This window comes from Nocardioides sp. W7 (assembly GCF_022919075.1).
In the GTDB taxonomy this organism is placed as follows: Bacteria; Actinomycetota; Actinomycetes; order Propionibacteriales; family Nocardioidaceae; genus Nocardioides.
Map to the genome: position 1 here is coordinate 1,892,625 of NZ_CP095078.1, position 24,952 is coordinate 1,917,576.

Annotated in this window: 31 protein-coding genes; 13 read left to right on the forward strand and 18 right to left on the reverse strand. The window is 72.7% G+C overall.

The window, feature by feature from the left end:
* Positions 1-83: 83 nt before the first annotated feature.
* The 6 genes from MUB56_RS08930 to MUB56_RS08955 form a co-directional block, all read right to left on the reverse strand.
* Positions 84-1,121, reverse strand: coding sequence for an ecdysteroid 22-kinase family protein (locus MUB56_RS08930; protein ID WP_244931543.1), 1,038 nt, complete (start codon positions 1,119-1,121; stop codon positions 84-86).
* Positions 1,118-2,212 (reverse strand): TIGR03857 family LLM class F420-dependent oxidoreductase, encoded by a 1,095-nt coding sequence (locus tag MUB56_RS08935; RefSeq protein ID WP_244931544.1) that lies wholly within the window; start codon positions 2,210-2,212, stop codon positions 1,118-1,120. The genes MUB56_RS08930 and MUB56_RS08935 overlap by 4 nt, the downstream gene beginning before the upstream one ends.
* Before the next feature lie 83 nt (positions 2,213-2,295).
* Entirely contained in the window at positions 2,296-3,147 is an 852-nt protein-coding gene (locus MUB56_RS08940) for an amino acid ABC transporter permease (protein ID WP_244931545.1), read from the reverse strand.
* Entirely contained in the window at positions 3,147-3,842 is a 696-nt protein-coding gene (locus tag MUB56_RS08945) for an amino acid ABC transporter permease (RefSeq protein WP_244931546.1), read from the reverse strand. The genes MUB56_RS08940 and MUB56_RS08945 overlap by 1 nt, the downstream gene beginning before the upstream one ends.
* A 60-nt stretch (positions 3,843-3,902) precedes the next feature.
* Entirely contained in the window at positions 3,903-4,793 is an 891-nt protein-coding gene (locus MUB56_RS08950; RefSeq protein WP_244931547.1) for a glutamate ABC transporter substrate-binding protein, read from the reverse strand.
* Between the two features lie 11 nt (positions 4,794-4,804).
* Entirely contained in the window at positions 4,805-5,533 is a 729-nt protein-coding gene (locus MUB56_RS08955; protein WP_244932373.1) for an amino acid ABC transporter ATP-binding protein, read from the reverse strand.
* Between the two features lie 163 nt (positions 5,534-5,696).
* Between MUB56_RS08955 and MUB56_RS08960 the strand changes: the two genes are divergently transcribed.
* On the forward strand, positions 5,697-5,999 hold the full coding sequence (locus tag MUB56_RS08960; protein ID WP_244931548.1) for a hypothetical protein: 303 nt from the start codon (positions 5,697-5,699) through the stop codon (positions 5,997-5,999).
* Between the two features lie 8 nt (positions 6,000-6,007).
* On the opposite strand, the gene MUB56_RS08965 is transcribed toward MUB56_RS08960, so the two are convergent.
* Both MUB56_RS08965 and MUB56_RS08970 read right to left on the reverse strand, forming a co-directional pair.
* Complete coding sequence (locus tag MUB56_RS08965) at positions 6,008-6,979, reverse strand: hypothetical protein (protein WP_244931549.1); 972 nt, start codon at positions 6,977-6,979, stop codon at positions 6,008-6,010.
* Complete coding sequence (locus MUB56_RS08970; protein ID WP_244931550.1) at positions 6,973-7,593, reverse strand: hypothetical protein; 621 nt, start codon at positions 7,591-7,593, stop codon at positions 6,973-6,975. Before MUB56_RS08970 ends, MUB56_RS08965 begins: the two co-directional genes overlap by 7 nt.
* Positions 7,594-7,724: 131 nt before the next feature.
* Between MUB56_RS08970 and miaB the strand changes: the two genes are divergently transcribed.
* Positions 7,725-9,206 carry a tRNA (N6-isopentenyl adenosine(37)-C2)-methylthiotransferase MiaB gene (gene miaB, locus MUB56_RS08975; RefSeq protein ID WP_244931551.1) on the forward strand — a complete coding sequence of 494 codons (1,482 nt, stop codon included), beginning with the start codon at positions 7,725-7,727 and terminating at the stop codon, positions 9,204-9,206.
* Between the two features lie 203 nt (positions 9,207-9,409).
* Here the strand turns inward: miaB and MUB56_RS08980 are convergent, their stop codons facing one another.
* From MUB56_RS08980 to MUB56_RS09005, 6 genes are read right to left on the reverse strand one after another with little or no spacing between them, the layout of a single operon-like run.
* Entirely contained in the window at positions 9,410-9,658 is a 249-nt protein-coding gene (locus MUB56_RS08980; RefSeq protein WP_244931552.1) for a hypothetical protein, read from the reverse strand.
* On the reverse strand, positions 9,655-9,918 hold the full coding sequence (locus tag MUB56_RS08985) for a hypothetical protein (RefSeq protein WP_244931553.1): 264 nt from the start codon (positions 9,916-9,918) through the stop codon (positions 9,655-9,657). The genes MUB56_RS08980 and MUB56_RS08985 overlap by 4 nt, the downstream gene beginning before the upstream one ends.
* 29 nt (positions 9,919-9,947) lie before the next feature.
* Complete coding sequence (locus tag MUB56_RS08990; RefSeq protein ID WP_244931554.1) at positions 9,948-10,409, reverse strand: NUDIX domain-containing protein; 462 nt, start codon at positions 10,407-10,409, stop codon at positions 9,948-9,950.
* Positions 10,406-10,579, reverse strand: a complete 174-nt coding sequence (locus MUB56_RS08995) for a hypothetical protein (RefSeq protein ID WP_244931555.1) — start codon at positions 10,577-10,579, stop codon at positions 10,406-10,408. The genes MUB56_RS08990 and MUB56_RS08995 overlap by 4 nt, the downstream gene beginning before the upstream one ends.
* 14 nt (positions 10,580-10,593) lie before the next feature.
* A complete protein-coding gene (locus MUB56_RS09000; RefSeq protein ID WP_244931556.1) occupies positions 10,594-10,833 on the reverse strand; it encodes a hypothetical protein in 240 nt (79 codons plus the stop codon).
* A complete protein-coding gene (locus tag MUB56_RS09005) occupies positions 10,830-11,054 on the reverse strand; it encodes an antitoxin (protein WP_244931557.1) in 225 nt (74 codons plus the stop codon). Before MUB56_RS09005 ends, MUB56_RS09000 begins: the two co-directional genes overlap by 4 nt.
* Positions 11,055-11,107: 53 nt before the next feature.
* On the opposite strand from MUB56_RS09005, the gene miaA reads away from it, so the two are divergent.
* On the forward strand, positions 11,108-12,028 hold the full coding sequence (gene miaA, locus MUB56_RS09010; protein ID WP_244931558.1) for a tRNA (adenosine(37)-N6)-dimethylallyltransferase MiaA: 921 nt from the start codon (positions 11,108-11,110) through the stop codon (positions 12,026-12,028).
* 12 nt (positions 12,029-12,040) lie between these two features.
* Here the strand turns inward: miaA and MUB56_RS09015 are convergent, their stop codons facing one another.
* The gene (locus tag MUB56_RS09015) at positions 12,041-12,991 is read right to left on the reverse strand and encodes a hypothetical protein (RefSeq protein WP_244931559.1); all 951 of its coding nucleotides are present in this window, start codon (positions 12,989-12,991) and stop codon (positions 12,041-12,043) included.
* Between the two features lie 114 nt (positions 12,992-13,105).
* Here MUB56_RS09015 and MUB56_RS09020 point away from each other — a divergent pair, with 114 nt between their 5' ends.
* Entirely contained in the window at positions 13,106-14,095 is a 990-nt protein-coding gene (locus MUB56_RS09020) for a serine hydrolase domain-containing protein (protein ID WP_244931560.1), read from the forward strand.
* On the opposite strand, the gene MUB56_RS09025 is transcribed toward MUB56_RS09020, so the two are convergent.
* Positions 14,070-14,654, reverse strand: coding sequence for a dihydrofolate reductase family protein (locus MUB56_RS09025; protein ID WP_244931561.1), 585 nt, complete (start codon positions 14,652-14,654; stop codon positions 14,070-14,072). The two genes, MUB56_RS09020 and MUB56_RS09025, sit on opposite strands and share 26 nt — an antisense overlap.
* Before the next feature lie 86 nt (positions 14,655-14,740).
* On the opposite strand from MUB56_RS09025, the gene MUB56_RS09030 reads away from it, so the two are divergent.
* The 6 genes from MUB56_RS09030 (at position 14,741) to MUB56_RS09055 (ending at position 20,489) form a co-directional block, all read left to right on the forward strand.
* Positions 14,741-15,664 carry a helix-turn-helix domain-containing protein gene (locus tag MUB56_RS09030; protein WP_244931562.1) on the forward strand — a complete coding sequence of 308 codons (924 nt, stop codon included), beginning with the start codon at positions 14,741-14,743 and terminating at the stop codon, positions 15,662-15,664.
* Positions 15,661-16,200 carry a dihydrofolate reductase family protein gene (locus MUB56_RS09035; RefSeq protein WP_244931563.1) on the forward strand — a complete coding sequence of 180 codons (540 nt, stop codon included), beginning with the start codon at positions 15,661-15,663 and terminating at the stop codon, positions 16,198-16,200. The genes MUB56_RS09030 and MUB56_RS09035 overlap by 4 nt, the downstream gene beginning before the upstream one ends.
* Before the next feature lie 43 nt (positions 16,201-16,243).
* The gene (ggt, locus tag MUB56_RS09040; RefSeq protein WP_244931564.1) at positions 16,244-18,058 is read left to right on the forward strand and encodes a gamma-glutamyltransferase; all 1,815 of its coding nucleotides are present in this window, start codon (positions 16,244-16,246) and stop codon (positions 18,056-18,058) included.
* Between the two features lie 37 nt (positions 18,059-18,095).
* On the forward strand, positions 18,096-18,737 hold the full coding sequence (locus tag MUB56_RS09045; protein WP_244931565.1) for a pyridoxamine 5'-phosphate oxidase family protein: 642 nt from the start codon (positions 18,096-18,098) through the stop codon (positions 18,735-18,737).
* Positions 18,730-19,590 carry a diaminopimelate epimerase gene (gene dapF, locus MUB56_RS09050; RefSeq protein ID WP_244931566.1) on the forward strand — a complete coding sequence of 287 codons (861 nt, stop codon included), beginning with the start codon at positions 18,730-18,732 and terminating at the stop codon, positions 19,588-19,590. Before MUB56_RS09045 ends, dapF begins: the two co-directional genes overlap by 8 nt.
* Before the next feature lie 122 nt (positions 19,591-19,712).
* Complete coding sequence (locus MUB56_RS09055; protein WP_244931567.1) at positions 19,713-20,489, forward strand: SDR family NAD(P)-dependent oxidoreductase; 777 nt, start codon at positions 19,713-19,715, stop codon at positions 20,487-20,489.
* 101 nt (positions 20,490-20,590) lie between these two features.
* On the opposite strand, the gene MUB56_RS09060 is transcribed toward MUB56_RS09055, so the two are convergent.
* A complete protein-coding gene (locus MUB56_RS09060) occupies positions 20,591-21,139 on the reverse strand; it encodes a TIGR03086 family metal-binding protein (protein WP_244931568.1) in 549 nt (182 codons plus the stop codon).
* 51 nt (positions 21,140-21,190) lie between these two features.
* On the opposite strand from MUB56_RS09060, the gene MUB56_RS09065 reads away from it, so the two are divergent.
* Positions 21,191-22,036 (forward strand): helix-turn-helix domain-containing protein, encoded by an 846-nt coding sequence (locus tag MUB56_RS09065; RefSeq protein ID WP_244931569.1) that lies wholly within the window; start codon positions 21,191-21,193, stop codon positions 22,034-22,036.
* On the opposite strand, the gene MUB56_RS09070 is transcribed toward MUB56_RS09065, so the two are convergent.
* Positions 22,033-22,611, reverse strand: coding sequence for a nucleoside/nucleotide kinase family protein (locus MUB56_RS09070; protein WP_244931570.1), 579 nt, complete (start codon positions 22,609-22,611; stop codon positions 22,033-22,035). The two genes, MUB56_RS09065 and MUB56_RS09070, sit on opposite strands and share 4 nt — an antisense overlap.
* A gap of 55 nt (positions 22,612-22,666) precedes the next feature.
* Between MUB56_RS09070 and hflX the strand changes: the two genes are divergently transcribed.
* Together hflX and MUB56_RS09080 are read left to right on the forward strand one after the other, a co-directional pair.
* A complete protein-coding gene (gene hflX / locus MUB56_RS09075; protein WP_244931571.1) occupies positions 22,667-24,160 on the forward strand; it encodes a GTPase HflX in 1,494 nt (497 codons plus the stop codon).
* A gap of 71 nt (positions 24,161-24,231) precedes the next feature.
* On the forward strand, positions 24,232-24,939 hold the full coding sequence (locus MUB56_RS09080; protein WP_244931572.1) for an SGNH/GDSL hydrolase family protein: 708 nt from the start codon (positions 24,232-24,234) through the stop codon (positions 24,937-24,939).
* Positions 24,940-24,952 lie beyond the last annotated feature (13 nt).

Here is a 24,952-nt window from a genome sequence, read left to right on the forward strand (position 1 = left end):
GCCGTCCACGACCGGCCAGAAGCGCTGGTGACGGGCACCGAGGGCCGTCACCGCGCGCCACACTAGCACCCGGGTGGGCGCGCTCAGCCGCCGGCGAGCTCGATCGACCGCAGGTCCCGGATCGCGGCACAGGAACGGGTCACCATCGCCGCGAACATCCGGTCCCCTCGCTCGGTGCGGGTGCCGTAGGCGCAGCCGAAGACCGACACCAGCGGCCCCTGCAGCATCGCGAAGCGGTAGTCGCCCCAGGCCTGCTCGGCTGAGTACGACGCCGCGCCGTGCCCCACCAGCGCCGAGTGGTACGACGCCACCAGGTCCCGCTCGTGCGCCCGCCGGTCCTCGACGGGCAGACCGGTCCCGAGGACGTAGGCGAGGTCGCGCGCGGGCAGGCCGAGCGACAGGGTCTGCCAGTCGACGGCGACCGAGCCCGGTCCGCCGTCGGGCGGGAAGAGCAGGTTGTCGAGCCGGTAGTCGCCGTGCACCAGGCCGAACCTCTCGCCGCGGGCCAGCGTCCACTGCTCGGTCACGGCGACGCAGTCGCGCAGCGTGTCGTGGTCCTCGGGGGCCAGCAGCGTGCCCAGGCCGTCCAGGAAGATGTCGGTCGCCGGCCCGTAGAGCTCGGCCAGCAGGGTCGCGCCCTCGGCATCGGTCAGGGTCACGCCGTCGAGGTCGAGCAGCGTCGGGTCACACCAGCGCGGGCCGTGCAGGCCGGCCAGGTTGACCGCCGCGTCGCGGGCCTGGTCGACGGTGCAGCCGCCGAGCTGGTCTCCCTGCACCGCCGGCGCGAGGTCCTCCAGGAGCAGCACGAACGCGCCGGAGTCGCGCGACATCTCCGCGTGGTGGCAGGTCGGGACCCGGATCGCGACGGTCGGCGCCACCTCGGTGTAGAAGAGCGTCTCGGTGCGGTAGACCCCGGCGAGCAGCTCGCGGGCGGCCGGGTCGACCGCGGGCAGCTTGGCCAGCACGGTCTCGGGGACGCCCTCGCCCTCGAGGTGGAGCCGGTGGCAGGTGCCGATCTGGCCGGTGCCCACCGGCTCGCTCCGCACGGCCGTGACCCGGCCGCCGAGGGCCTCGCTCAGCCACGCGGGGGTGAGCTCCTCGATCAGCGCCGGGATGCTCATCGCAGCCACCCCGGGTTGGCGGGGAGGGCCGGCAGGTCGGGCCGCAGGCCGGCGTACGCCGCCAGGACGGGGGCGAGCTCGAGGGGGGTGGCGCCGTGCAGGATCACGCTGTCGGCGCCCGCGGCGAGCTGGTCGAGGGCCCGGCGTGCGCACTGCTCCGCCGTGCCGGTCGCGGAGGCGGCGAGCCACTCGGCGGGGAGCACCTGCTCGCGCAGGTAGGTCAGCTCCTCGGTCGTGCCGATCGCGTCGAGCGCGCCGGGGTAGCCCTGCAGCAGCGGGTCCGCGCGGAACCGCTCCAGCGCCGCGAGGTCCCAGCCGTTGGCGCGGACCAGCACCTCGCCGTACCCCTGGAGGTACGTCGCGAGCCGACCCACGAGCTTGCGCAGCTGCTGCTCCTCGGGGATGGAGTCCTCGACCGTGGCCAGCACCGACCAGACCCGGACTGCGGCCGGGTCGCGGCCGGCCTCCTCGGCCGAGCGGCGGATCGTCGCGACCGATCGGGCGAGGGTCTCGTCGGACAGGAACGTGTGGAGTACGACGCCGTCGGCGATCCGGCCGGCGAGCTCGAGGCTCTTCGGCCCGATCGCCATCATCAGCACCGGGATGTCCTCGTCGAAGGAGGAGTCCTGGGACAGGTAGGGGTAGTCGCCGGCCGGTCCGGAGTGGCCGAACGCCTCGCCGTGCCACAGTCGGCGGTAGATCCCGACCGCGTCCGCCAGCTGGGCTCCGGTGACCCGCGGCAGGCCCATCACGTCGAAGAGCAGGTCGAAGCCGCGGCCCAGGCCGAAGGCGTAGCGCCCCCCGCTCATCCGGTGCAGCGTGGTGGCCATCGTGGCGGTGACCAGCGGGTGCCGGGTGTTGTGGTTGGTGGCGGCGGTGCCGATGCCGATCCGGCTCGACGCCGCGACGGCGGCCCCGGCGAGCACCCCGGCGTCCTTGACGTTGAACCGCTCCGAGAGGAACACCGCCCCCAGCCCCAGGTCCTCGGCCAGTCGGACCTCGTCGAGCAAATCGGCGGGGGAGCTGGTGTGGCCGGCGAGGCCGTAGCACCCGAGCTCGGGGAACGCCGGTCCGGATGTGTCGGTGGTCACGCGGCGCGACGCTAGCAACGAAGTTGACACGTGTCAGTAGCTCGCCCGGTGACCGACGAGCGCCGTCCCGGTGATCGGGATCGTCAGATCGAGCGTGGGTCGGTCTCGCCGACCATCGCCACCTCGAGCGGCTTCTTCTCGCCGACGAACTTGCGCTGCGCCCAGGTCGCCGCTCCGGTCAGGACCAGGTTCACGCCGACGTACATCGCCCCGAGCACGAAGATGACCGGCACGTGGTTCTGGAACTCCAGGTAGATCGGCTTCCCGATCGCCGTCAGCCCGGGGGCGGTGATGGCGTACCCGAGACTGGTGTCCTTCAGGGCCACCACGCACTGGCTGATGATCGCCGGGATCATGATCTTGACCGCCTGCGGCAGCAGGATCACCCGCATCACCTGGGTCTTGCGCAGGCCGAGGGCGTACGCCGCCTCCGCCTGCCCGGGCGGCACCGCGAGGACCCCCGCGCGGAACACCTCGGCCAGCACGGCGCCGTTGTAGAGGCTGAGCGCCCACACGACGCACCAGAACGCGCCGCTCTCGCCCCGGGTGATGCCGTAGGCGGAGAAGAAGATGATCATCAACATAAGCACGGGCAGGGCGCGGAAGAACTCCACGAACGCCCAGCAAGGCATCCGGACCAGGCGGTGGTCGGAGAGCTTGCCGACCCCCAGCAGAACGCCCAGGACCAGGGCCCCGACGATCGCGCCCGCAGCCATCTTCAGGGTGTTCAACAGGCCGTCGACCAGGATCGTCTCGAGGTAGCCGGGGGTCGTGAAGACCTCCCACTTGTCGCCTTCGAACTGACCCTTGGACTGCAGCTGGAAGAGCAGGAAGGCGACCGCGGCGGCGACGGCCAGCAGGGTCAGCACGGTGTAGAGCCGGTGCCGCGCGATCGTGCGCGGACCGGGTGCGTCGAACAGCACGCTTCCGGACATCAGGCGACCCTCCATCGACGCTCGAGGCGGTGGGCCACCAGGGAGTAGATCTCCACCAGGACCACGAAGACCAGTGCGAACGCGCCGAAGATCCACCACCGGTCGGCCGGGTAGTCGTTGAGCAGCAGCTTCATCCGGTAGAACGCCTCGACGACCAGGACGGTCCCGGCGACGGTGGTGTTCTTGATCAGCGCGATCTGCACGCTCGCCAGTGGCGGCAGCGCCGCCCGGAAGGCCTGGGGCAGTACGACGTGCCGCATCGCGCCGCTGAACGGCAGCCCGATCGCGCGCGCCGCCTCGGCCTGTCCGAGCGGGACGGCGTTGACGCCGGAGCGCAGTGCCTCGCACACGAACGCGGCGGTGTAGAGGGTCAGCCCGACGACCGCTCCGGCGAAGGCGTTGGTCATCCGGATCTGGCCCCACCCGGTGTTGATCACGATGTCGATCCAGGTGAACCGGATGCCGATCTTCGGCCCGGCGATGCTGAAGAACAGCAGCACGAGCAGCAGCGGCGTGTTGCGGACGAGGGTGACGTAGACGACCGCCGTACGACGCATGATCGCGACCGGTCCGACCCGGAGGGCGGCCAGCAGGGTGCCGAGCAGCAGCGAGCCGATGCCGGCGATGACGAAGAGCAGGATCGTGTGGGCGAAGCCCATCGCGATGAACTGGTAGTTCTCGCGGATCACGTCCATGCGGTCCTCCTTCCGGGGGTGCCCGGTGATCGTCGGGGTCACCCCCGGAATGAGGTCAGGTCAGGCGGCGCACTCGTCGAGGGCCGGCGGCTCCGGGGTCTCGGCGCCCGAGGGGCCGAGGGTGAGCTCGAACGCCTCCGCCCACGAGCCGTCCTCGAAGGACTCGGTCAGCACGTCGTTGATCCACTGGCACATCTCGGGGTGGTCCTTGGAGTAGCCCACGCCGATCCGCTCCTCGGAGAACTCGTCGCCGACGACCTTCAGCTCGCCTTCGTACTGCGCGGCGAGGCCGAGCAGGATCGAGCCGTCGGTGGACATCGCGGGGACGGAGCCGTCGACGACCTGCTCGGCGCACACGCTGTAGGTGTCGGCCGGGACCCCGACCGCGCCGGCGGCGGTGACGTTCTTCAGCGAGGTCGAGCCCTCGGCGGAGCAGACCTCCTGGCCCTTGAGGTCCTCGATCGACTCGACGTCGCTGTCGGTGGGCACCAGGACCTGCTGGCCGGTGACCATGTAGGGCCCGGTCTGCCCGACGAGCTCGCGACGCTCGTCGGTGATGGAGTACGACGCGAGGACCAGGTCGACCCGGTCGTTCTCCAGGAACGGCTCGCGGTTGTCGGAGATGGTCTCGACGTAGATGTCGGCCTGGTTGGGGTCGATGCCGAGGTCGGCGACCAGGAGCTTGGCGATCTCGATGTCGAAGCCGCTCGGCAGGTCGTCGTTCGCGCCCTTGAAGCCCAGGCCGGGCTGGTCGAACTTCACGCCGACCGTGATCTTGCCGGCTTCGGCGAGCTCCCGCATCCGGGTGCCCTCCTCGAACTGGTCGGCGGCGTTCTCCTCGGCCTCGACCTCGCGGCCACCGGAGTCGTCGCTGCCGGCGTCGCCGCAGGCCGCGAGGCTCCCGGTGAGGAGGACGGCCGCTGCGGCCGCCTTGAACCTGATCGAGCGCATAGCTGTCTCCTTCAGTGCTTGAGGATCTTGCCGAGGAAGTCCTTGGCCCGATCGCTCTGGGGGTTGGTGAAGAACTCGTCGGGGGTGTTCTCCTCGACGATCGCTCCGTCGGACATGAAGATGACCCGGTCGGCCGCGGTGCGGGCGAAGCCCATCTCGTGGGTGACGACGACCATGGTCATCCCGCGCTTGGCGAGGTCGACCATGACGTCGAGGACCTCCGAGATCATCTCGGGGTCCAGGGCCGAGGTGGGCTCGTCGAAGAGCATCACCTTCGGGTCCATCGCCAGGGCGCGGGCGATCGCGACCCGCTGCTGCTGGCCGCCCGAGAGCTGGGCCGGGTACTTCTCGGCCTGGTGCCCGACGCCGACCCGCTCGAGCAGCTCGCGGGCCCGGGTCTCCGCGGCGTCCTTCTTCAGACCGCGCACCTTGATCGGACCGAGCGTGACGTTCTCGAGGATGGTCTTGTGGGCGAAGAGGTTGAAGCTCTGGAAGACCATCCCGACCTCGGCGCGCAGGTTGGCGAGCGCCTTGCCCTCCGCCGGGAGGGGCTGACCGTCGAGGGTGATCGAGCCCTCCTGGATCACCTCGAGACGGTTGATCGCCCGGCAGAGCGTGGACTTCCCGGAGCCGGAGGGGCCGATGACGACGACGACCTCACCGCGCTTCACCGTCAGGTTGATGTCCTGGAGGACGTGCAGCTGGCCGTACCACTTGTCGACGTTCTCGAGCACGACCAGGGGCTCGCCCCGGCCGGCGGTGGCGGGGGCTGCCTCCGGTGCGGTCATGCCCGGGGACACTATCCACAAGTAGTCCTTCCGAACCATCCCCCACCTGGGGCGATGCGAACCGAGACCGAGTCGTGACCCGGCGTTCCGGCACGGGACGCGGGAGGATGGTGTCGTGCCCGACGACACCTCTGCCTTCAGCACCATCTCCGTCCGCCGTACCGACGGTGCCCGCGAGGTGCATCCGCTCGCCCGCATCCTGGGGATCCGCGACGGCTTCGTGTTCTTGGAGGACCAGCTCGCCACCGACCGTTCCGGCAGCGGGATCCGGACCCCGCAGACCCACATGATCCCGCTCGCGGACGTCTCCGCGGTCGACGTCGAGACCGGTGCCGAGTCCGACGAGGACAGCGAGACCAGCGTCGCGCTCGAGGCGGCGGGACTGCTCCACCTCGACGGCACGGTCTACGTGCGCTGAGACCCCGCTCAGCCGACCGCGGTGACCAGGCTCTGGGACTCGGCGACGCCGACGCTCTGGGTGAACCTCGCCGACAGCGGGTCGACCTCGCCCTGCGGCTGACCGTTGAAGGTCCAGCTGACCGTCCACTGGGTGTCGGCGGTGACCTCGGCGGTCCCGGCGCGGCGGAAGGCCAGGACGCACTCGCTGGAGCCGCCCGGCTGCCACGCGACCCCGGTGCCGGCGCACGGGACCGCGCCGGCGTCCGGTGCCGAGAAGACGACGTCGGCGAGCGCGGCCTCGACCGTCACGCTGTTGGTGCCGGCGGTGGCCGTCACCGACCCGCTCTGGGCGGGGTCGGAGAGCCAGAACCAGGTGTCGAGGTTGACCAGGGTGTCGAAGGCGCCCGCCGCGTCCGGGTTGAACTCGAAGGCCGGCTCCGGGATCGTCATCGCCTGCTGGGCGGCCATCAGCAGCACCTCGGGCGGCACCGGCGGCACCGGCGGGGCCCCGCCGGCCTCGACGTAGACGCCGTCGTGGGTGTCGAAGAAGTTCTCGGCGAAGGCCTCGAAGTCGTCCCAGGGCAGGTCGTTCACGTTCTGGCAGCCGGCGAAGTACCAGTGGCCCTCGGTGTCGTCCTTGTGCTGCTGGTAGCCGGCGTACGGCTTCCACTCGCCCCGGTCGGCCTCGTCGCTGCCGGCGCCGGAGATGGAGCCCTCCTTGACGCCCTCGAAGTACTCCTTGCCGGTCCAGCCCTCGTAGAAGACGCACGGGACGGGGACGTGGACTGTCGTGGTGCCGCCGCCGGGGGAGCCCGGGCTGCCACCCGAGACGAAGGAGCCGGTCACGGTCACCGTCACCGTGCTGCCGTCGACCTGCGGGGGCTCGCAGCTGATGCCGCCACCTCCGCAGGCGGCTGCGGACTCGAGCACCGCGCCCATCACGACGATGCCGGACGCGGCGCCGATCACGGTCGCCAGGGAGCGGGCGAATCTCAACATGACTCCTCCAGGGTGTCGTACTGGGTCACGACCCAGGTGCCGTCGGCGGCGGTGAGCACCACGCGCCCGACGGCGCGCTGCAGGCCCTCGACGGGCCCGGGCCGGCCGGACTTCACGAGCTTCAGGTCCGAGGCGTCGGTGCACAGGGTCAGGGCGGCGGCCCGGGGGCCGGCTCCCTCGAGGTCGACGTCGATCCGCACCTCGCCGTCGTAGCGGGTGTCGTTGTCGCGGAGGTAGGCGACGGTCGACTCCAGCGTCGGCGTGAGCGACGGGGCGGCGTTGTCGGTGAGGAGCGGGTTGAGCTCGCCGGTGCGGCTCAGCTCGCGCAGGCCTCGCTCGTACTCGACGTAGGTGGCGAGTGCGGCCGCCTCGGGCCCACTGGCCTGTGGGAGCGCGGAGAACTCCAGCCCGATCTCGGGATAGCTGGTCGGGATCGCGTCGTCGGCCGGCTCGCCCGACGGGGTCTCGCCGGGCTCCGCCGACGGTGTCGGCGAGGCGGACGGGGTGGCGTCGAGCTCCAGCGTCTTCGGCTCCTCGGTGTCCGAGGAGCAGGAGCCGAGAGCGAGGGTCAGCGCGACGACACCGAGCGTCGTCCCGAGACGGAGTGGTCGCATGTGTGCCCCGTATTCGTTGAGAGATCGTGCGCAACCTGCCCGGTCACACGTGGTGGTAAACGACGCGACCACCGGAAGGCGACGCTCGCGGTTGGGTGGCGAGGTCCGCTGCGCCGTACCCTTTTGCGGTCATGGCTCGCACGTATGAGGTCCGCACCCACGGGTGCCAGATGAACGTCCACGACTCCGAGCGGCTCACCGGGCTGCTGGAGGACGCGGGGTACGCCGCCGCGCCCACGGGCGAGCAGGCCGACGTGGTGGTCTTCAACACCTGCGCGGTGCGCGAGAACGCCGACAACAAGCTCTACGGCAACCTCTCCCACCTGGCGCCCGTCAAGGCCGCGCACCCGGGGATGCAGATCGCCGTCGGCGGCTGCCTGGCCCAGAAGGACCGCTCGACGATCACCGAGCGGGCGCCGTACGTCGACGTCGTCTTCGGCACCCACAACATCGGGTCGCTGCCCGCGCTGCTGGAGCGAGCGCGGGTGCAGGAGGAGGCGCAGGTCGAGATCCTCGAGTCGCTCGAGGTCTTCCCGTCGACGCTGCCGACCAAGCGCGAGTCGGCGTACGCCGCGTGGGTCTCGATCTCGGTCGGGTGCAACAACACCTGCACGTTCTGCATCGTCCCCGCGCTGCGCGGCAAGGAGAAGGACCGCCGACCCGGCGACATCCTCGCCGAGGTGCGCGCCCTGGTCGCCGAGGGCGTCAGCGAGGTGACCCTGCTCGGGCAGAACGTCAACGCGTACGGCGTGGAGTTCGGCGATCGGCAGGCCTTCAGCAAGCTGCTGCGCGCCTGCGGCGAGATCGAGGGGCTGGAACGGGTGCGGTTCACCTCGCCCCACCCGGCCGAGTTCACCGACGACGTCATCGAGGCGATGGCCGAGACGCCGAACGTGATGCCGAGCCTGCACATGCCGTTGCAGTCCGGCTCCGACCGGCTGCTGCGGGAGATGCGGCGCTCCTATCGGTCGTCGAAGTACCTCGGCATCATCGAGCGGGTCCGCGCAGCGATGCCGGACGCGGCGATCACCACCGACATCATCGTGGGCTTCCCCGGCGAGACCGAGGAGGACTTCCTCGAGACGCTGCGGGTGGTCCGGGAGTCGCGCTTCGCCAGCGCCTTCACGTTCCAGTACTCCAAGCGCCCCGGCACCCCCGCCGCGGACCTGCCCGACCAGGTGTCGGCCGCCGACGTCAAGGACCGCTACGGGCGGCTCGTCGACCTCGTCAACGAGATCGCCTGGGACGAGGGCAAGCGGCTGGTCGGTCGGCGGGTGGAGCTGATGGTCGCCGAGGGCGAGGGTCGCAAGGACGCCGCCACCCACCGCCTCTCCGGCCGCGCCCGCGACAACCGGCTGGTGCACTTCAACCCGGCGCTCGCCCCGTCGGTCGAGCCCGTCGAGATCCGACCGGGCGACATGGTCACCGTCGAGGTCACCTACGCGGCCCCGCACCACCTGGTCGCGGACGGTCCGGTGCTCGAGGTGCGTCGTACCCGCTCGGGCGACGCGTGGGCGGCCCGCCGTGCCGCGCCTGCGACGGCCGGCGTGGGTCTCGGCATGCCGTCCATCGGCGTACCCGCACCGCTGCCCGACGCGCCCGCCTGCCGCTGAGTCCGCTCAGGGCAGGGAGTCGGTCGCGACGCGGACCGGCTCGGTGAGTCGCGCCCGACACGCGAGCCGCCGGTGAGTGGTCCACCTTCGACCGCCCAGCAACGGTGGACCACTCACCGCTCCCACGCCGCCCGCGACTGGCGGCGTGGACGGCCGAAGCCGTCGAACGGGACGCCGATCAGGTCGATCCGGGCCCTCTACCTCTACACCTCGTCGTCGTGCCGCGGGTCCTTGCTGGAGTAGCCGGCCTTCGGCGGGATGCCGGGGCCCGGGTTGGTCTCCGGCCCGCCGGTGGACTGCTCGGGCGGGGCGTCCGCGGGCGGCTCGGCCGAGGTGACGTCTCGGACGCCGTCGGTGCCGACCTGGCCGGGACCGGTGGGCCCGACCCGCTCGCTGCTCACGCCCATCCCGCCCGCTGCGGCGTCGGTGGTCTCGGGATCCGGCGTCGTCATGCGGGGGACTCCTCCTCGGCGGGCACGTCCTCGCCGTCCTTGGTCGCCTCGGTGGAGGTGTCCTCGCCGCCCTGGATCTCGTCGGGGGTGGTCTCCGCGTCGACGGCGGGGTTCTCGGCGGTCGACAGGTCTGCGGGGAGTGCGACGTCGGTCTCGGGGATCGCGTCCACGCCGCCGGGGTTCGGCTCGCCGGGCTCGATCTCCGGCTCGGGCATGGGGCCGAGATCTGCGGTGTCGGTCTGATCGGTCGGGTCGGTCATGGGTCCTCCTCGGAAGACATGGGGGACGGTCAGAAACCGAAGGTTGAGTACGCCTGGGTGGTACCCGAGCGGATCGCCGTCAACACGCTGAGCTCGTGCGGCACCACCGGGTCGGGCAGGGCGTCGAGTGGGCACCAGCGCAGGTCGGCGCACTTCAGCGGCTCGACGATCCGGGGCTGCCCGGACCAGCTGCGGGCGGTGAAGAAGAAGTCGATCCGCTCGTCGATCGACTCCCCGCCCCGGGTGCGCTGCATGGCGGTCACGAAGGTCAGGTCGAGATCGCCGACGTCGAGCTCCTCGCGGGCCTCGCGGTGGGCGGCGTCGTACGCCGTCTCGCCCTGCTCGACGTGACCGGCCGCGGCCGCGGCCCAGTGGTCGTCCATGTAGCCGGTGCCCTGGCGCAGCTGGAGCAGCACCTCCGGTCCGGAGACGCCGTCGCGGAGCAGGAAGACGTAGGAGGCGGGGACGACGACGAAGCGACCGTGCGTCACTCCTCGACGTCCTCGGTCAGCTCGTCCTGGGGGGTCGCGTCGGCCTCGCCGAGGGGGGAGTAGGCCGTACCCGTGCTGTCCGAGACGGTCTCGTCGTCGGCGTGGTGCTCCTCCGGGTCCGGACGGTCGTCCGGCTCGAGCTCCTCGGCCTCGATCGGCTGGTCGGTCATCGGTGCTCCTTCGGTCACTGGGACGGCTGGTCCAGGGAGGTCTCGGCGTTCTCCTCCTGCCGGTCACGCTCCTCGCCGTCCTGCTCGGGGCGGTCGCCCGTCGGAGCGGGCACGTCCGAGCCGGTGGCGGGGGTGCGGGGACCCGGATCGGGCGCTGCCTCACCGGGTGTCTCACGACCGTCGGGGGCGTCGGTGCGCTGCGGGCCGCCCGGCGGGGTGGGGGCGTCGAGGTCGTCGTGCTGCTTCTGGTTCATCGGTGCGCTCCCGGGGTGCCGAGGTCGCCGTCGTCCTTCTTGTCCAGCTTGTCGAGGGCGTCCTTCGCCTTGTCGGCGCCGCTGCGGATCTTGTCGGCGTGCTTGCCGCCGGTCTTCTGGTCGGCGACCGTGGCGGCCTTGTCGATGCCCTGGGAGATCTTCTCGCCGTGCTGGTCCACGGCGTCGCTCAGCTTGTGCTTGGCCTTGTCGAAGAAGCTCATCGTTCCTCCTGGTCGGTGTGCCGGTCCCGTACCCGACTTGCCACACTAGCCACATGCCCAGCGCCGTCCCGTCGCCCATCGTGGCGGTGGTCGGGGCCACCGCGTCGGGCAAGACCGCGCTCTCGCTCGACCTCGCCGAGCGACTGGGCGGCGAGGTCGTCAACACCGACGCGATGCAGGTCTACCGCGGCATGGACATCGGTACGGCGAAGCTGCCGCCCGCCGAGCGGCGCGGCATCCCGCACCACCTGCTCGACACCCACTCGATCCGCGATCCGGCGACGGTCGCGGCGTACCAGGAGTGGGCCCGGGCGGCCGTCGTGGAGCTGCGCGGGCGCGGGGCGACCCCGGTGCTGGTCGGCGGCTCGGCGCTGTACACCCGCGCGATCCTGGACCGCTTCGAGTTCCCCGGCACCGACGAGACGGTGCGGGCCCGGCTGGAGGCGGAGCTGGCCGAGCTCGGCTCCGGTGCCCTGCACGCGCGGCTGCGCGAGGCCGACCCCGAGGCGGCCGAGCGGATCCTGGTCGAGAACGGTCGCCGGATCGTCCGCGCCCTCGAGGTCATCGAGCTGACCGGGCGGCCGTACTCCGCCTCCCTCCCCGTCCTGGAGTACGACGACCCGCGCACCGTCCAGGTCGGCGTCGACATCGACCGGCCCACGCTCGACGCCCGGATCGAGCAACGGGTCGAGGCGATGTTCGCCGGCGGGTTCGTCGCGGAGGTCGAGCGGCTGCTGGACGAGGGGCTCGCCGAGGGGCGGACCGCGTCGCGGGCGATCGGCTACCGCGAGGTGGTCGCCCTGCTGCGCGGAGAGCTGACCGAGGCCGAGGCCCGGGCGCGGACCGCCGCCGCCACCCGCCGCTTCGCGCGCCGCCAGGACGGGTGGTTCCGCAAGGACCCGCGCATCGTCTGGGTCTCCTTCGACGACCCGGACCGGGTCGAGAAGGCGCTGGCCGCGGTCGCGGCGCTCTGAGAGCTCGCTGTCTCAGCGGTCCAGCCAGGCGAACCCGAGGCCGTACCCCTCGTCGCTGCGGATGACCGTCGAGCACTCCGACTCGAGGATCGTGACCGCACGGCGGGTGCCGGTTCGGTCTTCGACCACGGCGGTGTGGGTCGGCTCGGGACCGGGCTCGCAGTCGACCGTGCCGCCTGCGATCGCGTGCAGCCCGATGCGGACCCGCTCGGCCTCCTCGCCGGTCAGCACCCGAACCTCTGGCTCGTCGTCCTCGGTCCCGAACGGCCAGGTGCAGACGATTCCGCGCACCGCCGGCAGCGGCATGATCATCGGTCTGCGCTGACCGAGGACGTAGCCGGTGTCCAGCGATGCCGACGCCCCGTCGAGGTCGACGCTGTCGGGCTCTCGTGGGTCCTCCGGACAGACGAGCGGTACGCCGCTCGGGGCGTCCACGGACTCGTCGGCGTACTGGCGCCCGAACGCCGTCATCACCGCGCCGTACACGCCGAGCGTCTCGGGGCCGCCGACCAGCGCACCGTCGCCAGCGAGCTGCCCGGCGCAGGCGGGGTCGGTGTGCCCGCCGACGGTGGCGACCCGGCCGTCGGCGTAGCCGAGCTGGACGCGGTAGGTCCGGCCCATCGACCCGTCGCACCTCGCCACCGCCGGGTTGGCGGGCGCGGACAGGTGGTGGAGGCCGGCGAGGAGGTCGAGGTGCGTGACCAGCGCGTCGGACGGCACCTCGGCGAGTGCCGTGCGCCCTTCGGGTCCGGGACAGAACCTGGCCCAGACCGGTGTCCCCTCGATGCTGTCCCGCGTGGCCTCGGCGCTCCCGAGGCACGCCTCGGGAGCGGACCCGCTGGCCGGACCGGTCCGGCGTGCGCCCGTCGCCGGCTCGTCGGATCCCCCGGTGACCGTGCACGCCGCCGACAGCAGGCTCGCCAGTGCCAGCAGGGCCACCGCGAACCGCATCCCCCAGGTCATCCGCACGTCTCTGCGACGGCGTCGAGCAGCCGGAGGTTCCCGTGCGACTTTCGTCGGGTCCGGAGCAGACCTCGGCCCGATGTCGCGTGCGGCCGAGGCGGGCAGGCTGGGGCGATGGAGCAGATCGAGGAGATCCTGGGCGAGACCCGGTTGCGGGGCCGGCCGACGGTGGTGGGCGTCCGCAGCGGCGGCACGACCCGGCTGTGGAGCCACGGGGAGCTGCCGGACGGGGAGTCGTCGATCTTCGAGATCGGCTCGGTCACCAAGGTGGTGACCTCGCTGCTGCTGGCCGACCTGGTCCGCACCGGCGAGGTCGGGTACGACGACCCGGTCGCCGCGCACCTGCCCGTCGCCCCACCGGTCGTGGGCCGGCCGATCACGCTGGTCGACCTGGCCACCCACCACTCCGGCCTGCCGCGGCTGCCGGCCGGGATGCTGCTCGCGGGCCTGACGCGCGACCGCGGCAACCCCTACGCCCGGCTCGACGACGAGCGGATGGAGCAGGCGATCCGGGAGACCCGGCCGAAGCGGCCGCCGGGCGAGCGGTTCGCGTACTCCAACTACGGAGCCGGGCTGCTCGGCTACGCGCTCGCCCACGCCGCCGGGACGTCGTACGACGCCCTGGTCGCCGACCGCGTGGCCGGCCCGCTGGGCCTGGCGGACACCGGTGTCGCGACCCCGGCCGGACACCGCCTCGTCGAGGGGCGCAGCCGGTGGGGCAGGCGGGCCCAGCGCTGGGACCTGGCCTCGCTGGCCGGCGCGGGCGGGCTGGTCTCGACCGCGGCCGACCTGCTCGCCCTGCTCGCGCTGTGGGCACCGGATGCGACCGGCTCGCTCGCGGAGGCGGCTGCGGAGACCGCCGTACCGCGGCACCGGGCGAACGCCGTGATGGGCGTGGGCCTGGCCTGGCTGCGGATCGCGGGCGGCGAGGGGCCGGCGCGGTTCCGCTTCGCCCACGACGTGCTGTGGCACGACGGCGGCACCGGCGGGCACCGCAGCTTCGTGGCGGTGCTGCCCGAGACCGGCGACGCCGTCGTCGTGCTCTCGGCTCGGGCCCGCAGCGTCGACGGGCTCGGGCTCAGCCTGGTGCGGGCACTTCGCTGACGTCGTAGGTCAGGTGCACGGCCGCGCGGGAGACCCGGACGTCCCGCTGGACGAGCCGGTGCCGGGAGCCGGTGAAGAGCGGCGTGCCGCTGCCGAGCGCCTCGGGGGCGACGTGCAGCTGCAGTACGTCGAGCAGCCCGGCGGCCAGGCAGGAGCCGACCGTCGTGCCGCCGCCCATCACGTAGACGTCCGCGTCGCCCGCGGCCTCCCGGGCGGCGGCGACGGCAGCAGCCGGGCCGGAGGTGACGAAGGAGAAGTCGTGGGTCGCGGCGAGCCGCACCTCCTCGGGGAGGCTGCTCGTGACCACGACGAAGGGCGGTCGGGCGTCCTCGCGGGCGCCGTACCCGAGCCCGTCCTGCCAGCCGTGCGGCCCGTCGACGACGTCGAAGGTGCCCCGGCCCATCACCACCGCCCCGGCCCCGGCGACCGACGCGAGCACGGCGGCGTCGACCGGGTCGTCGCTGACCAGGGCCCAGGCGTGCAGGGCCTCCACGCCGTCGCCCGCTCCGTCGACGAACCCGTCCAGCGAGACCGTGATGTCCCCGATGATCCTGCTCATGACCGGACCGACCCGGACCGGCCTCCGAACTCATCGGAGCAAGATCGGTCGGGCGCCGACCGGTCGATCGGCGCGAGACTGGAGCCATGACCGAGACGGGTGCCGGGCGGGACCGGCTGCGGGAGCTGCTCGACGCGGTCCTCGACGAGGACCATCGCACGCTGGAGGAGATGGCGGGCGGGGCGTACGCGTCGCCGTACCACTTCAGCCGCCAGCTCAGCCGGGGCGCCGGTGAGCCGCCGGTGGCGATGCGACGTCGGGTGATGCTGGAACGGGCCGCCTGGCAGCTGCGGCAGGGCAGCTCGGTCACCGACGCAGCCTTCGCCGCGGGCTACGAGAGCGTCGAGGGGTTCAGCCGCGCGTTCCAGCGGGCGTACGGCGAGCCGCCCGGGTCCGTCCCGCGGGACGCCGGACCGCACTGGCTGCCGGCCCCGAACGGCATCCACTTCCATCCGCCCACCTCGCTCTGGGTCGAGGGGACGGCCCGCCCGGCGGCCGGTGAGGTGAGCGCGCTGCTGGTCGAGCACGACCTCGACGACACCCGCGAGCTGCTGGAGCTGGCCAAGGGTCTCGACGAGCACGCCTACCGCGACGCCCGGCTGCCCGGCCACGCCCCACTCGGTTTCGACGGCCCCGACGAGTCGCTCGCCCAGCTGCTCGGCCACCTGGTCGGCACCAAGGAGCTCTGGCTCGCCTCGATCGAGGGGCGCGACGTCCCGCCGCCGGGTGCCGACGACGTGCCGGCCCTGCTGGAGCGGCACGACGCCGTGGCGCCGCGCTGGCTGGCGATGGTCCGGGACGTGGACCGCCGCCGAGCCTGGGGCGACCGACTCGTCGACGCGCTGTGCGAGCCGCCCGAGAGCTTCGTGCTCGCCAGCGTGCTCGCGCACGTGCTGACCTACTCCGCCCACCGGCGCCTGCTGGCCCGGCACCTGCTCGGCGCGGCTGCGGCCTGGCCGGAGGGCGATCCCATCACCTGGCTTCAGCGACGGACCGGAGGACAACCGTGACGACCACCTTCTACACCGCCACCACGATCGACGGGTTCATCGCCGACGCGCAGGACGGCCTCGACTGGCTGCTCACCCAGCCCCAGGACGAGGGCGGCGCGATGAACTACGACGACTTCATCCGCGACGTCGGCGCGATCGTGATGGGGCGCACGACGTACGAGTGGGTCCGCGACCACCTCGAGAAGACCGGCGAGGCCTGGTACTACGACATGCCGGCCTGGGTGCTGACCCACGCCGACCTGCCGGGCATCGAGGGGGCCGACGTCCGGTTCGCCCAGGGCGACGTGCGCGCGATCCACGCCGAGATGGCCGAGGCAGCGGGGAAGAAGGACCTGTGGGTCGTCGGCGGCGGTGACCTGGCGGCGCAGTTCGCGGCCGCCGGGCTGCTCGACGAGATCGTGCTCTCGATCGCGCCGGTCACCCTCGGCGCCGGGCGGCCGCTGTTCACGCAGCCGTTCGACCTGAAGCTGGTCGAGCACGGCGTCAACGGCGCGTTCCTCTGCGCGCGCTACGAGGTCGTGGGTCCGCGCTGATCGGGTACCGGAGCGGCGACCACCCCGCTCGGGAGGAAAACCCATGCACCTTCGGCGCGTCCCAGCCGTCCTGCTCGCCCTCGCCCTGCCCGCGGCCACCCTGGCCGTGAGCAGCGCAGCTCCCGCCGGGGCGGCCCCGCCGAAGAAACCCACCGCCCGCGGCTCCGGCGGCGCCGTCTCGTCGGTCGATCCCTACGCCACCCGCGTCGGCCTGCGGGTCCTCAAGGCCGGTGGCAACGCCGTCGACGCCGCCGTCGCGACGGCGGCCGCGCTCGGGGTCACCGAGCCGTACAGCGCCGGCATCGGAGGCGGTGGCTACTTCGTCGTGTACGACGCCAAGTCCGGCAGGGTCCGCACCATCGACGGCCGCGAGACCGCCCCGAAGGCGATGCCGCGCGACGCGTTCATCAACCCGACGACGGGCGACCCCTACACCTTCACTCCCGACCTGGTGACGAGCGGCGTCTCGGTCGGCGTGCCCGGCACGCCCGCCACCTGGCAGCGCGCCCTGGACCGCTGGGGCACCTGGTCGCTGGCCGAGACGCTCGCCCCGGCGACCCGGATCGCCCGCAAGGGCTTCCGGGTGGACCGGACCTTCCGCCAGCAGACGCTCGACAACGAGGTCCGGTTCAACGCCTTCCGGTCCACCAAGCGGCTCTTCCTCCGAGGCGGGGACGCCCCGCGGATCGGCTCGACCTTCCGCAACCGCGACCTCGCCGAGACCTACCGGCTCCTCGCCCGGCGCGGCACCGACGCGTTCTACGAGGGGGCTCTGGCCCGGCAGATCGCCCGCACCGTCCGCAAGCCCCCGAAGACCCGCGACACCACGCTCCCGGTGCCGCGGGGCTACCTGACCGCCCGCGACCTGAAGCGCTACCGCACCGTCGATGGCCGGGCCACCAAGGTCGCCTACCGCGGCTACCAGGTGCACGGCATGCCGCCGTCGTCCAGCGGCGGCTCCACGGTCGGCGAGGCGCTGAACATCCTCGAGGGCACCGACCTGGGCGAGCTCGCCCGGCCCGCCGCGCTGCACCACTACCTGGAGGCCAGCGCGCTCGCGTTCGCCGACCGGGGCAAGTACGTCGGCGACCCGCGGTTCACCAAGGTCCCGATCCGGCACCTGCTGAGCCAGAAGTACGCCCGCGAGCGGGCCTGCGCGATCGACCCGGCGCGGGCGATGGCCAAGCCGACCGCGGCGGGTGACGTGCGGTCGTACGACGGGAAGTGCGCCGCGGCGCCCAGGACGGCCGCGTCGGCCGAGGACACCGAGAACGTCTCGACGACCAACCTCACCGTGGTCGACAAGTGGGGCAACGTCGTCGAGTACACGCTCACCATCGAGCAGACCGGTGGCTCCGGGATCGTCGTGCCGGGGCGCGGGTTCCTGCTCAACAACGAGCTGACCGACTTCTCCACCGAGTACGTCGCCGACGACCCGAACCGGATCCAGCCCGGCAAGCGCCCGCGCTCGTCGATGTCGCCGACGATCGTGACCAAGCGGGGCAAGCCGGTCCTCGCGCTCGGCTCACCCGGTGGCTCGACCATCATCACGACGGTGCTGCAGATGCTGGTCAACCGGCTCGACCTCGGCATGAGCCTGCCGCAGGCCATCGCCGCCCCGCGGGCCGCGCAGCGCAACACCGCCAACGTGACGGCCGAGCCGGCGTTCCTGCAGCGGTACGGCGACGCGCTGACGGCGTACGGCCACACCCTGGTGCCCGCGGGTGACGCGTTCACCAGCGCGGCCGAGATCGGCGCGGCGACGGCGATCGGGATCCGCGGCCGCCGCCTGATCGCGGTGGCCGAGCCGGTTCGGCGCGGTGGCGGCGCGGCCGGAGTGGTCAAGCCCCGGAAGTGACGCGCGGCGGTCGGCGCCCCCACGTATCGTCTGGGGGGTGTCGACCGCTGCCGCCTGGACCGAGATCACCACCGTCGGCGCGCTCGTCGACCTGCTCGGGGTCCCGAGCGACCGGGCCCGCGACAAGACCCGCCGGGCCCTGCTGCCGGTCGACCGCGACTGGCTGGCCGCTTCGCCGTTCTGCGTGCTGGCGACGGCCGCGGCGACCGGCGAGTGTGACGCCTCCCCGAAGGGCGACCCGCCCGGGTCGCTGGTGCACGTCATCGACGACACGACGATCGCGCTGGCCGAGCGACCCGGCAACAGGCGTGCCGACGGCTACCAGAACATCCTGCAGAACCCCCACGTCGGGCTGAACTTCTTCATCCCCGGCCGAGGCGACACCCTGCGCGTCAACGGACGCGCCCGGCTGGTCGGCGACGCGCCGTTCTTCGACGAGATGGTCGTGAAGGGCCACCGGCCGATCCTGGCCGTGGTCGTCGAGATCGACGAGCTGTTCTTCCACTGCGCCAAGGCGTTCCTGCGCTCCGGGCTGTGGCAGCCCGAGACCTGGGACCCGGAGGGGAAGGTGCCGCGCCGCGCGCTGGTCACCCAGGAGATCGAGCCGAACGGGATGACCCTCGAGCAGCTCGACGCGTACTACTCGCCCGAGACCTACGCCAAGGGTCTCTATGCCTGACACCTACGAGTTCCTGAAGGGCCACGGCACCGAGAACGACTTCGTGCTGCTGCCCGATCACGACGGCAGCGTGCACGGCGATCTCGACCCCGCGCGGGTGCGCGCGCTGTGCGACCGACGGGCCGGCATCGGCGGTGACGGGGTGCTCCGGGTCGTGCGGACGGCGTCGTACGCCGAGGCGGCGTCGTACGTCCCGGAGGGCGCGGCCGAGTGGTTCATGGACTACCGCAACTCCGACGGCTCGGTCTCGGAGATGTGCGGCAACGGCATCCGGGTCTTCGCCCGCCACCTGGTGGAGGAGGGACTGGCCGACCCGTCCGCGCCCATCCCGGTTGGCACCCGCGACGGCATCAAGGTGCTGCAGGTCGACGGCGACCTGGTGACCGCCGACATGGGCGTCCCGCGGGTGCTGGGGGAGACCCCGGTGTCGGTGGGGCCGTCCGCCTGGACGGCGCGCCACGTCGACCTGGGCAACCCGCACGCAGTGGCGTTCGTGACCTCGCTCGACGACGCCGGGCCGCTCCTCGAGGCACCGGACCACGACCCGGCGGTCTACCCGCACGGCGTCAACGTCGAGTTCGTCGTCGACCGGGGTGAGCGGCACGTCGCGATGCGGGTGCACGAGCGCGGCTCGGGCGAGACCCGGTCCTGCGGCACCGGCGCCTGCGCGGTGATGGTCGCCGCCGCGATCCGCGACGGGGTCGTCGGCTCCGGGGACGACGCGCCCGCCACCGACACGGCGTACACCGTCGACGTCCCCGGCGGCACGCTCACCGTGACCTGGACCGCCGCCAACCGGGTGCTCCTGACGGGGCCCGCGGTGGTCGTCGCGCGGGGAGTGACCTCGCTGTAGGGGATGTCCGCGGGGATCACCACGGCCGAGAACGTCAGGCTCTCCCCGAGAAGTACGACGGCCTGCCGATCCAGGTCCCGAACCGTGACAGCGACGCTGTCGCAATCGCTATGCTCCGACCCATGGACATCAAGGGAACCAGTGCCATCGTCACGGGCGGGGCGTCGGGCATCGGCGCCGCGGTCGCCCGCCAGCTCGCCGCGCGGGGCGCGATCGTCGTCGTCGCCGACCTGCAGGCCGACAAGGGCGAGGCGCTCGCCCAGGAGATCGGCGGCGTCTTCGCCCTGGTCGACGTGACGAACACCGAGCAGATCGGCGCGGCCGTGAAGGCGGCGGCCGAGATCGCGCCGCTACGCTCGGTGGTCAACTCCGCCGGCATCGGCTGGGCGCAGCGCACCATCGGCCGCGACGGCCAGCTGGAGTCGGCGCACGACCTCGCCGCGTTCACCAAGGTGATCGCGATCAACCTGATCGGCACCTTCGACATGGTCCGCCAGGCCGCGACCGTGATGAGCACCCAGGAGCCGACCGAGTCCGGCGACCGCGGCGCGATCGTCAACCTGGCGAGCGTCGCGGCGTTCGACGGCCAGATCGGGCAGGCGTCGTACTCCGCCTCGAAGGGTGGTGTCGTCGGCATGACCCTGCCCGTCGCCCGCGACCTGTCGGCCGCCGCGATCCGCGTCAACACCGTCGCCCCGGGCCTGATCGAGACCCCGATCTACGGCGAGGGCCCCGAGTCGGAGGCGTTCAAGGCCAAGCTCGGTGAGAGCGTGCTCTTCCCGAAGCGGCTCGGCACCGCCGACGAGCTCGCCTCGATGGTGCTGGAGTGCCTGACCAACTCCTACATGAACGCCGAGACGATCCGCGTCGACGGCGGCATCCGGATGCCGCCGAAGTAGTCGATCGTCGGGATACTCCGTCACACCAGGGGGACTTTCGGCGGACTCGACCCCGCTGGTGTGACGGACTACCCCGGCGACCCGGCGACCCGGCGACCCGGCTATCCGCGCCGGCCCATCTGCGCGAGCAGGCGGGTCTGGCGCGGCGCGTCGTCGGGGACGGGTACGGCGGGGGCGCAGACACCGTCGTCGTACAGGTGCTCGCCGAAGCCCGCGAGCGCGGTCTCGATCGTCTCCAGCTCGGCGTCGCTGAAGGTCGTGTCGCGGCCCAGCCCGCGGGCCAGGTCCCAGCGGTGCACGAGCAGGTCGAAGCCGTAGAACGTCGCGAGGGTGGCGGCGATCGTGGTGCGGCCGAAGTAGCCGTCGTACTCGCGGCTGACCAGGTCGTCGTCGGCGACGACCCGGCGTACGGCGTCCAGGTGGGTCCGCCACACCTCGGCCGGCTCGCCCGTGGGAGCCGGGCCGAGGTCGAGCTCGCGCTGGGCGAGGAAGGACCGCTGCGTCTCGACCACGTGGTCGAGCACGTCGCGGGCGCTCCACCCGGCGCAGGGGCTGGTGGCGTCCCAGGGGCCGCCGGCGTCGACGACCTCGGTGAAGAGGGCCGCGTTGTCGAGGTACTGCTGGATCTGAGGGTGCGTGGTCGTGGTCATGGGGTCCAGCGTCGTCGCGCGGTGTCGGTGGTTCTTGCAAGAATCCGACATATGCAGGAGCCACGCCGGATCGACCCGACCGAGCGTGCCCACCTGCTCGACGCCGAGGGCTACACCCCGCCCATCTTCCGGTTCGCGCCGAGCGTCGAGCTGGTCGACGTCGTGCGCCGCTACTGGATGCCGGTCTGGTCGCTGCCCGCGGGCCGGGTCAGCGAGCAGCGGGTCCTGCAGTACCCCGTCTGCCTGCTGGTCGTCTCCGCCGACTACGGCCTGCTCGTGGGGCCGCAGCGGGGGCTGTCGGTGCAGGCGCTGGCCGGCGACGGCTGGGCGCTCGGCACGATGCTCCAGCCCGCGGCCGGTCGGGCGCTCGCCGGCGGGGCGGTGGACCGGCTCACCGACACGGCGGTCCCGCTGACCGAGGCGGGCGGCCTCGACGGCGCGGCGCTCGAGGCGGGCGTCCGGGAGGCCGTCGGCGACGACCCGCTCGATCCCGATCGGCAGCGGGCCGGGGTCCGCGTCGTCGAGGCGGCCCTAGCCGGGCTGCTGCCGGTCGACGAGGAGGGGCTGCTGGCCAACGCGGTCGTCGAGTACGTCGAGGGCGACCCGCGGGTCCAGCGGGTGAGCCAGGTGTGCGAGAAGTTCGCACTCACCGAGCGCACCCTGCAGCGGTTGACCCGCAGCCGGCTCGGGCTGACGCCGAAGTGGCTGGTCCAGCGGCGCCGGCTGCACGAGGCCGCCGAGCTGTTGCGGGCGGGGGAGGGGCCCGACCTCGCCCGGGTCGCGGTCGAGCTCGGCTACTCCGACCAGGCGCACTTCTCCCGCGACTTCCGCACCGCGACCGGGCTCACGCCGGGGCGGTTCGCGGCGGAGCCCGGCCAGCGAGGCGAGCCTGACTAGGACCCAGGAGTCCAGCCGGAGAGATCCACCACCGAATCGGCCCGCGACGCGGCCGCGTCGACCAGGCGCGCATTCGCCTCGTCCACCCGCCTCACCCAGGCCCGCGCCTCGGCGGGCGACTTGCCGAAGCGCACGTGCCGGGCGACGAGCCGCTCGACCCGGATCGAGGCATCCACCTGCAGGTGCCACACCACCTCGATCTCCGCGCGCACCGCGAGCCACCGCGGCTGGTCGAGCAGCAGGTAGTTCCCCTCGGTGACCACGGTGCCGACCGGAGGCACCCGCAGCGCTCCGGCCAGCGGCTGCTCGAGGCCCCGCTCGAACACCGGCGCGACCACCTCGGGCTCCCCGGACCGCACCCGCCGCAGCAGCGCGGCGTACCCCTCGGCGTCGAACGTCTCCGGCGCGCCCTTGCGCTCGAGCAGGCCGCGCCGGACCAGCTCGACGTCGGCGTAGTGGAAGCCGTCCATCGGCACCACCGGCAGCTCGAGTGCCGTGGCGAGGGTCGACTTGCCGACCCCGGGAGCACCGGTGAGGCCGAGCAGTCGGATCCCGGCGGGGAGGGGAGGGAGCACGGGATTAGTTAACCGTTCGCGCGGGTTGAGGTAGGGGACCTACTCTGGAAGGCGTATGACGAACGCATCTGACTTCAACCTTGACCACGAGCTCGACTCGACCTCCGACTGGGAGGACGACGACGTCGAGTCGGGGTACGACGAGCCCGACCTGAGCGCGCCCGACCCCGAGGACGAACCCACCGTGGGGGCGATGGAGCTCGCCGAGCGCCACCAGCTCCGGCGGGTCGCGAGCCTGAGCACCGAGCTCGAGGACATCAGCGAGGTCGAGTACCGCCAGCTCCGGCTCGAGCGCGTCGTCCTGGTCGGGGTCTGGACCGAGGGCACGACCGAGGACGCCGAGAACTCCATGGCCGAGCTGGCCCTGCTCGCCGAGACCGCCGGCTCCGAGGTGCTCGAGGCGATCTACCAGCGCCGCCAGACTCCCGATCCCGCGACGTACGTCGGCCGCGGCAAGGTCGACGGCATCGCCGAGATCGTGCAGGCGACCGGCGCCGACACCGTCATCTGCGACGGCGAGCTCGCGCCCAGCCAGCTGCGCAACCTCGAGGACAAGCTGAAGGTCAAGGTCGTCGACCGGACCGCGCTGATCCTCGACATCTTCGCCCAGCACGCCCGCTCCGGTGAGGCGCAGGCCCAGACCGAGCTGGCCCAGCTCAACTACATGAAGCAGCGGCTGCGCGGCTGGGGCGGCAACCTGTCCCGCCAGGCCGGTGGCCGGGTCGCCGGCGGTGCCGGCATCGGCGGTCGCGGTCCCGGTGAGACCAAGATCGAGACCGACCGCCGCCGGATCAACACCAAGATCGCCAAGCTCCGCCGCGAGCTGAAGGAGATGAAGGGCACCCGCGAGACCAAGCGGCAGGAGCGCAGGCGCCACCAGATCCCCGCCGTCGCCATCGCGGGCTACACCAACGCGGGCAAGTCCTCGCTGCTCAACCGGCTCACCGGCGCCGGCGTCCTGGTCGAGGACTCGCTGTTCGCGACGCTCGACCCGACCACGCGTCGTACCACCACCGCCGACGGCCGCGTCTACACGATGAGCGACACCGTCGGCTTCGTCCGGCACCTGCCCCACCAGCTGGTGGAGGCGTTCCGGAGCACGCTGGAGGAGGTCGCCGACGCCGACCTGATCCTGCACGTGGTCGACGGCTCGCACCCCGACCCCGAGGGCCAGATCACGGCGGTGCGTGAGGTGTTCGCCGAGATCGACGCGAGCGGCGTGCCGGAGATCATCGTGATCAACAAGGCCGACGCCGCCGACCCGCTGGTGCTCGCCCGGATCCGCCAGCGCGAGCCGCACAGCATCGTGGTCTCGGCCAAGACGGGCGAGGGCATCGCCGAGGCGATCGCGCTGGTCGAGGGCGAGCTGCCCCGGCCGTCGGTGGAGTTCGACGCGCTGGTGCCGTACGCCCGCGGCGACCTCGTCAACAAGATCCACCAGCAGGGCGAGATCGGCAGCCTGGAGCACACCGCCGACGGCACCCGGGTCACCGGTCGCGCCAGCGAGGCGCTCGCCGGCGAGCTCGCGGACTTCCTCGTCACCGGCTGAGCACCGCGTAGCCCCCGGGTAGCCCACCTGGGCCATACCGGTCCTGGGGCCGCCGGCAGCAGAATTGCGGGGTGGTCCTCCGGGGGGTTGCGGGATCGACCCGCGCGCGCGTGCTGGTGCTGGTCGTCGCCCTGATGGCGACCCTCGCCGTCGGGTCGGTCACGGCCCGTGCCGGTGCCGACGACACCCGGTGCGACCGGTTCGCGGACCAGTCGGCCGCCCGTGCGGCGGAGGTGACCGGCTCGGGCGTCGACGTGCTGGTCGTCGGCGACTCCTACGCCGCCGGCCTCGGCCTGGACCGGCCCGCCGACTCCTGGCCGAGCCGGCTGTCCGGTCGGGTGCACGTCGCCGGGTTCTCCGGCTCCGGCTTCAGCCGGACCGCGAGCCCGTGCGGCGCCGTCTCCTTCGCGACCCGCACCCCGGAGGCGGTACGCCGCTCCGGCGCCCGGCTCGTCGTGGTCGAGGGCGGCCTCAACGACTGGGACCAGACCCCGGCCGCGATCACCCTCGGCTTCGAGCGGCTGGTCCGCGCCGTCGGGGACCGCGAGCTGGTCGTCGTCGGACCGGCCCCGGCCCCCTCACGGGCCCGGCGGGTGCCGGCGCTCGACGCACTGCTGGCCCGGCTGAGCGCCGCGCACGGCGCGACGTACATCTCCACCGCGGGGCTGGAGCTGTCCTACCTCGACGACCGGCTGCACCTCACCGAAGCCGGCCACCGCGAGCTCGGCGACCACGTCGCCGACGAGCTGGCCGAGCGGATCGGGGCACTCCTCCCGTAACGCCGTGCGAGGA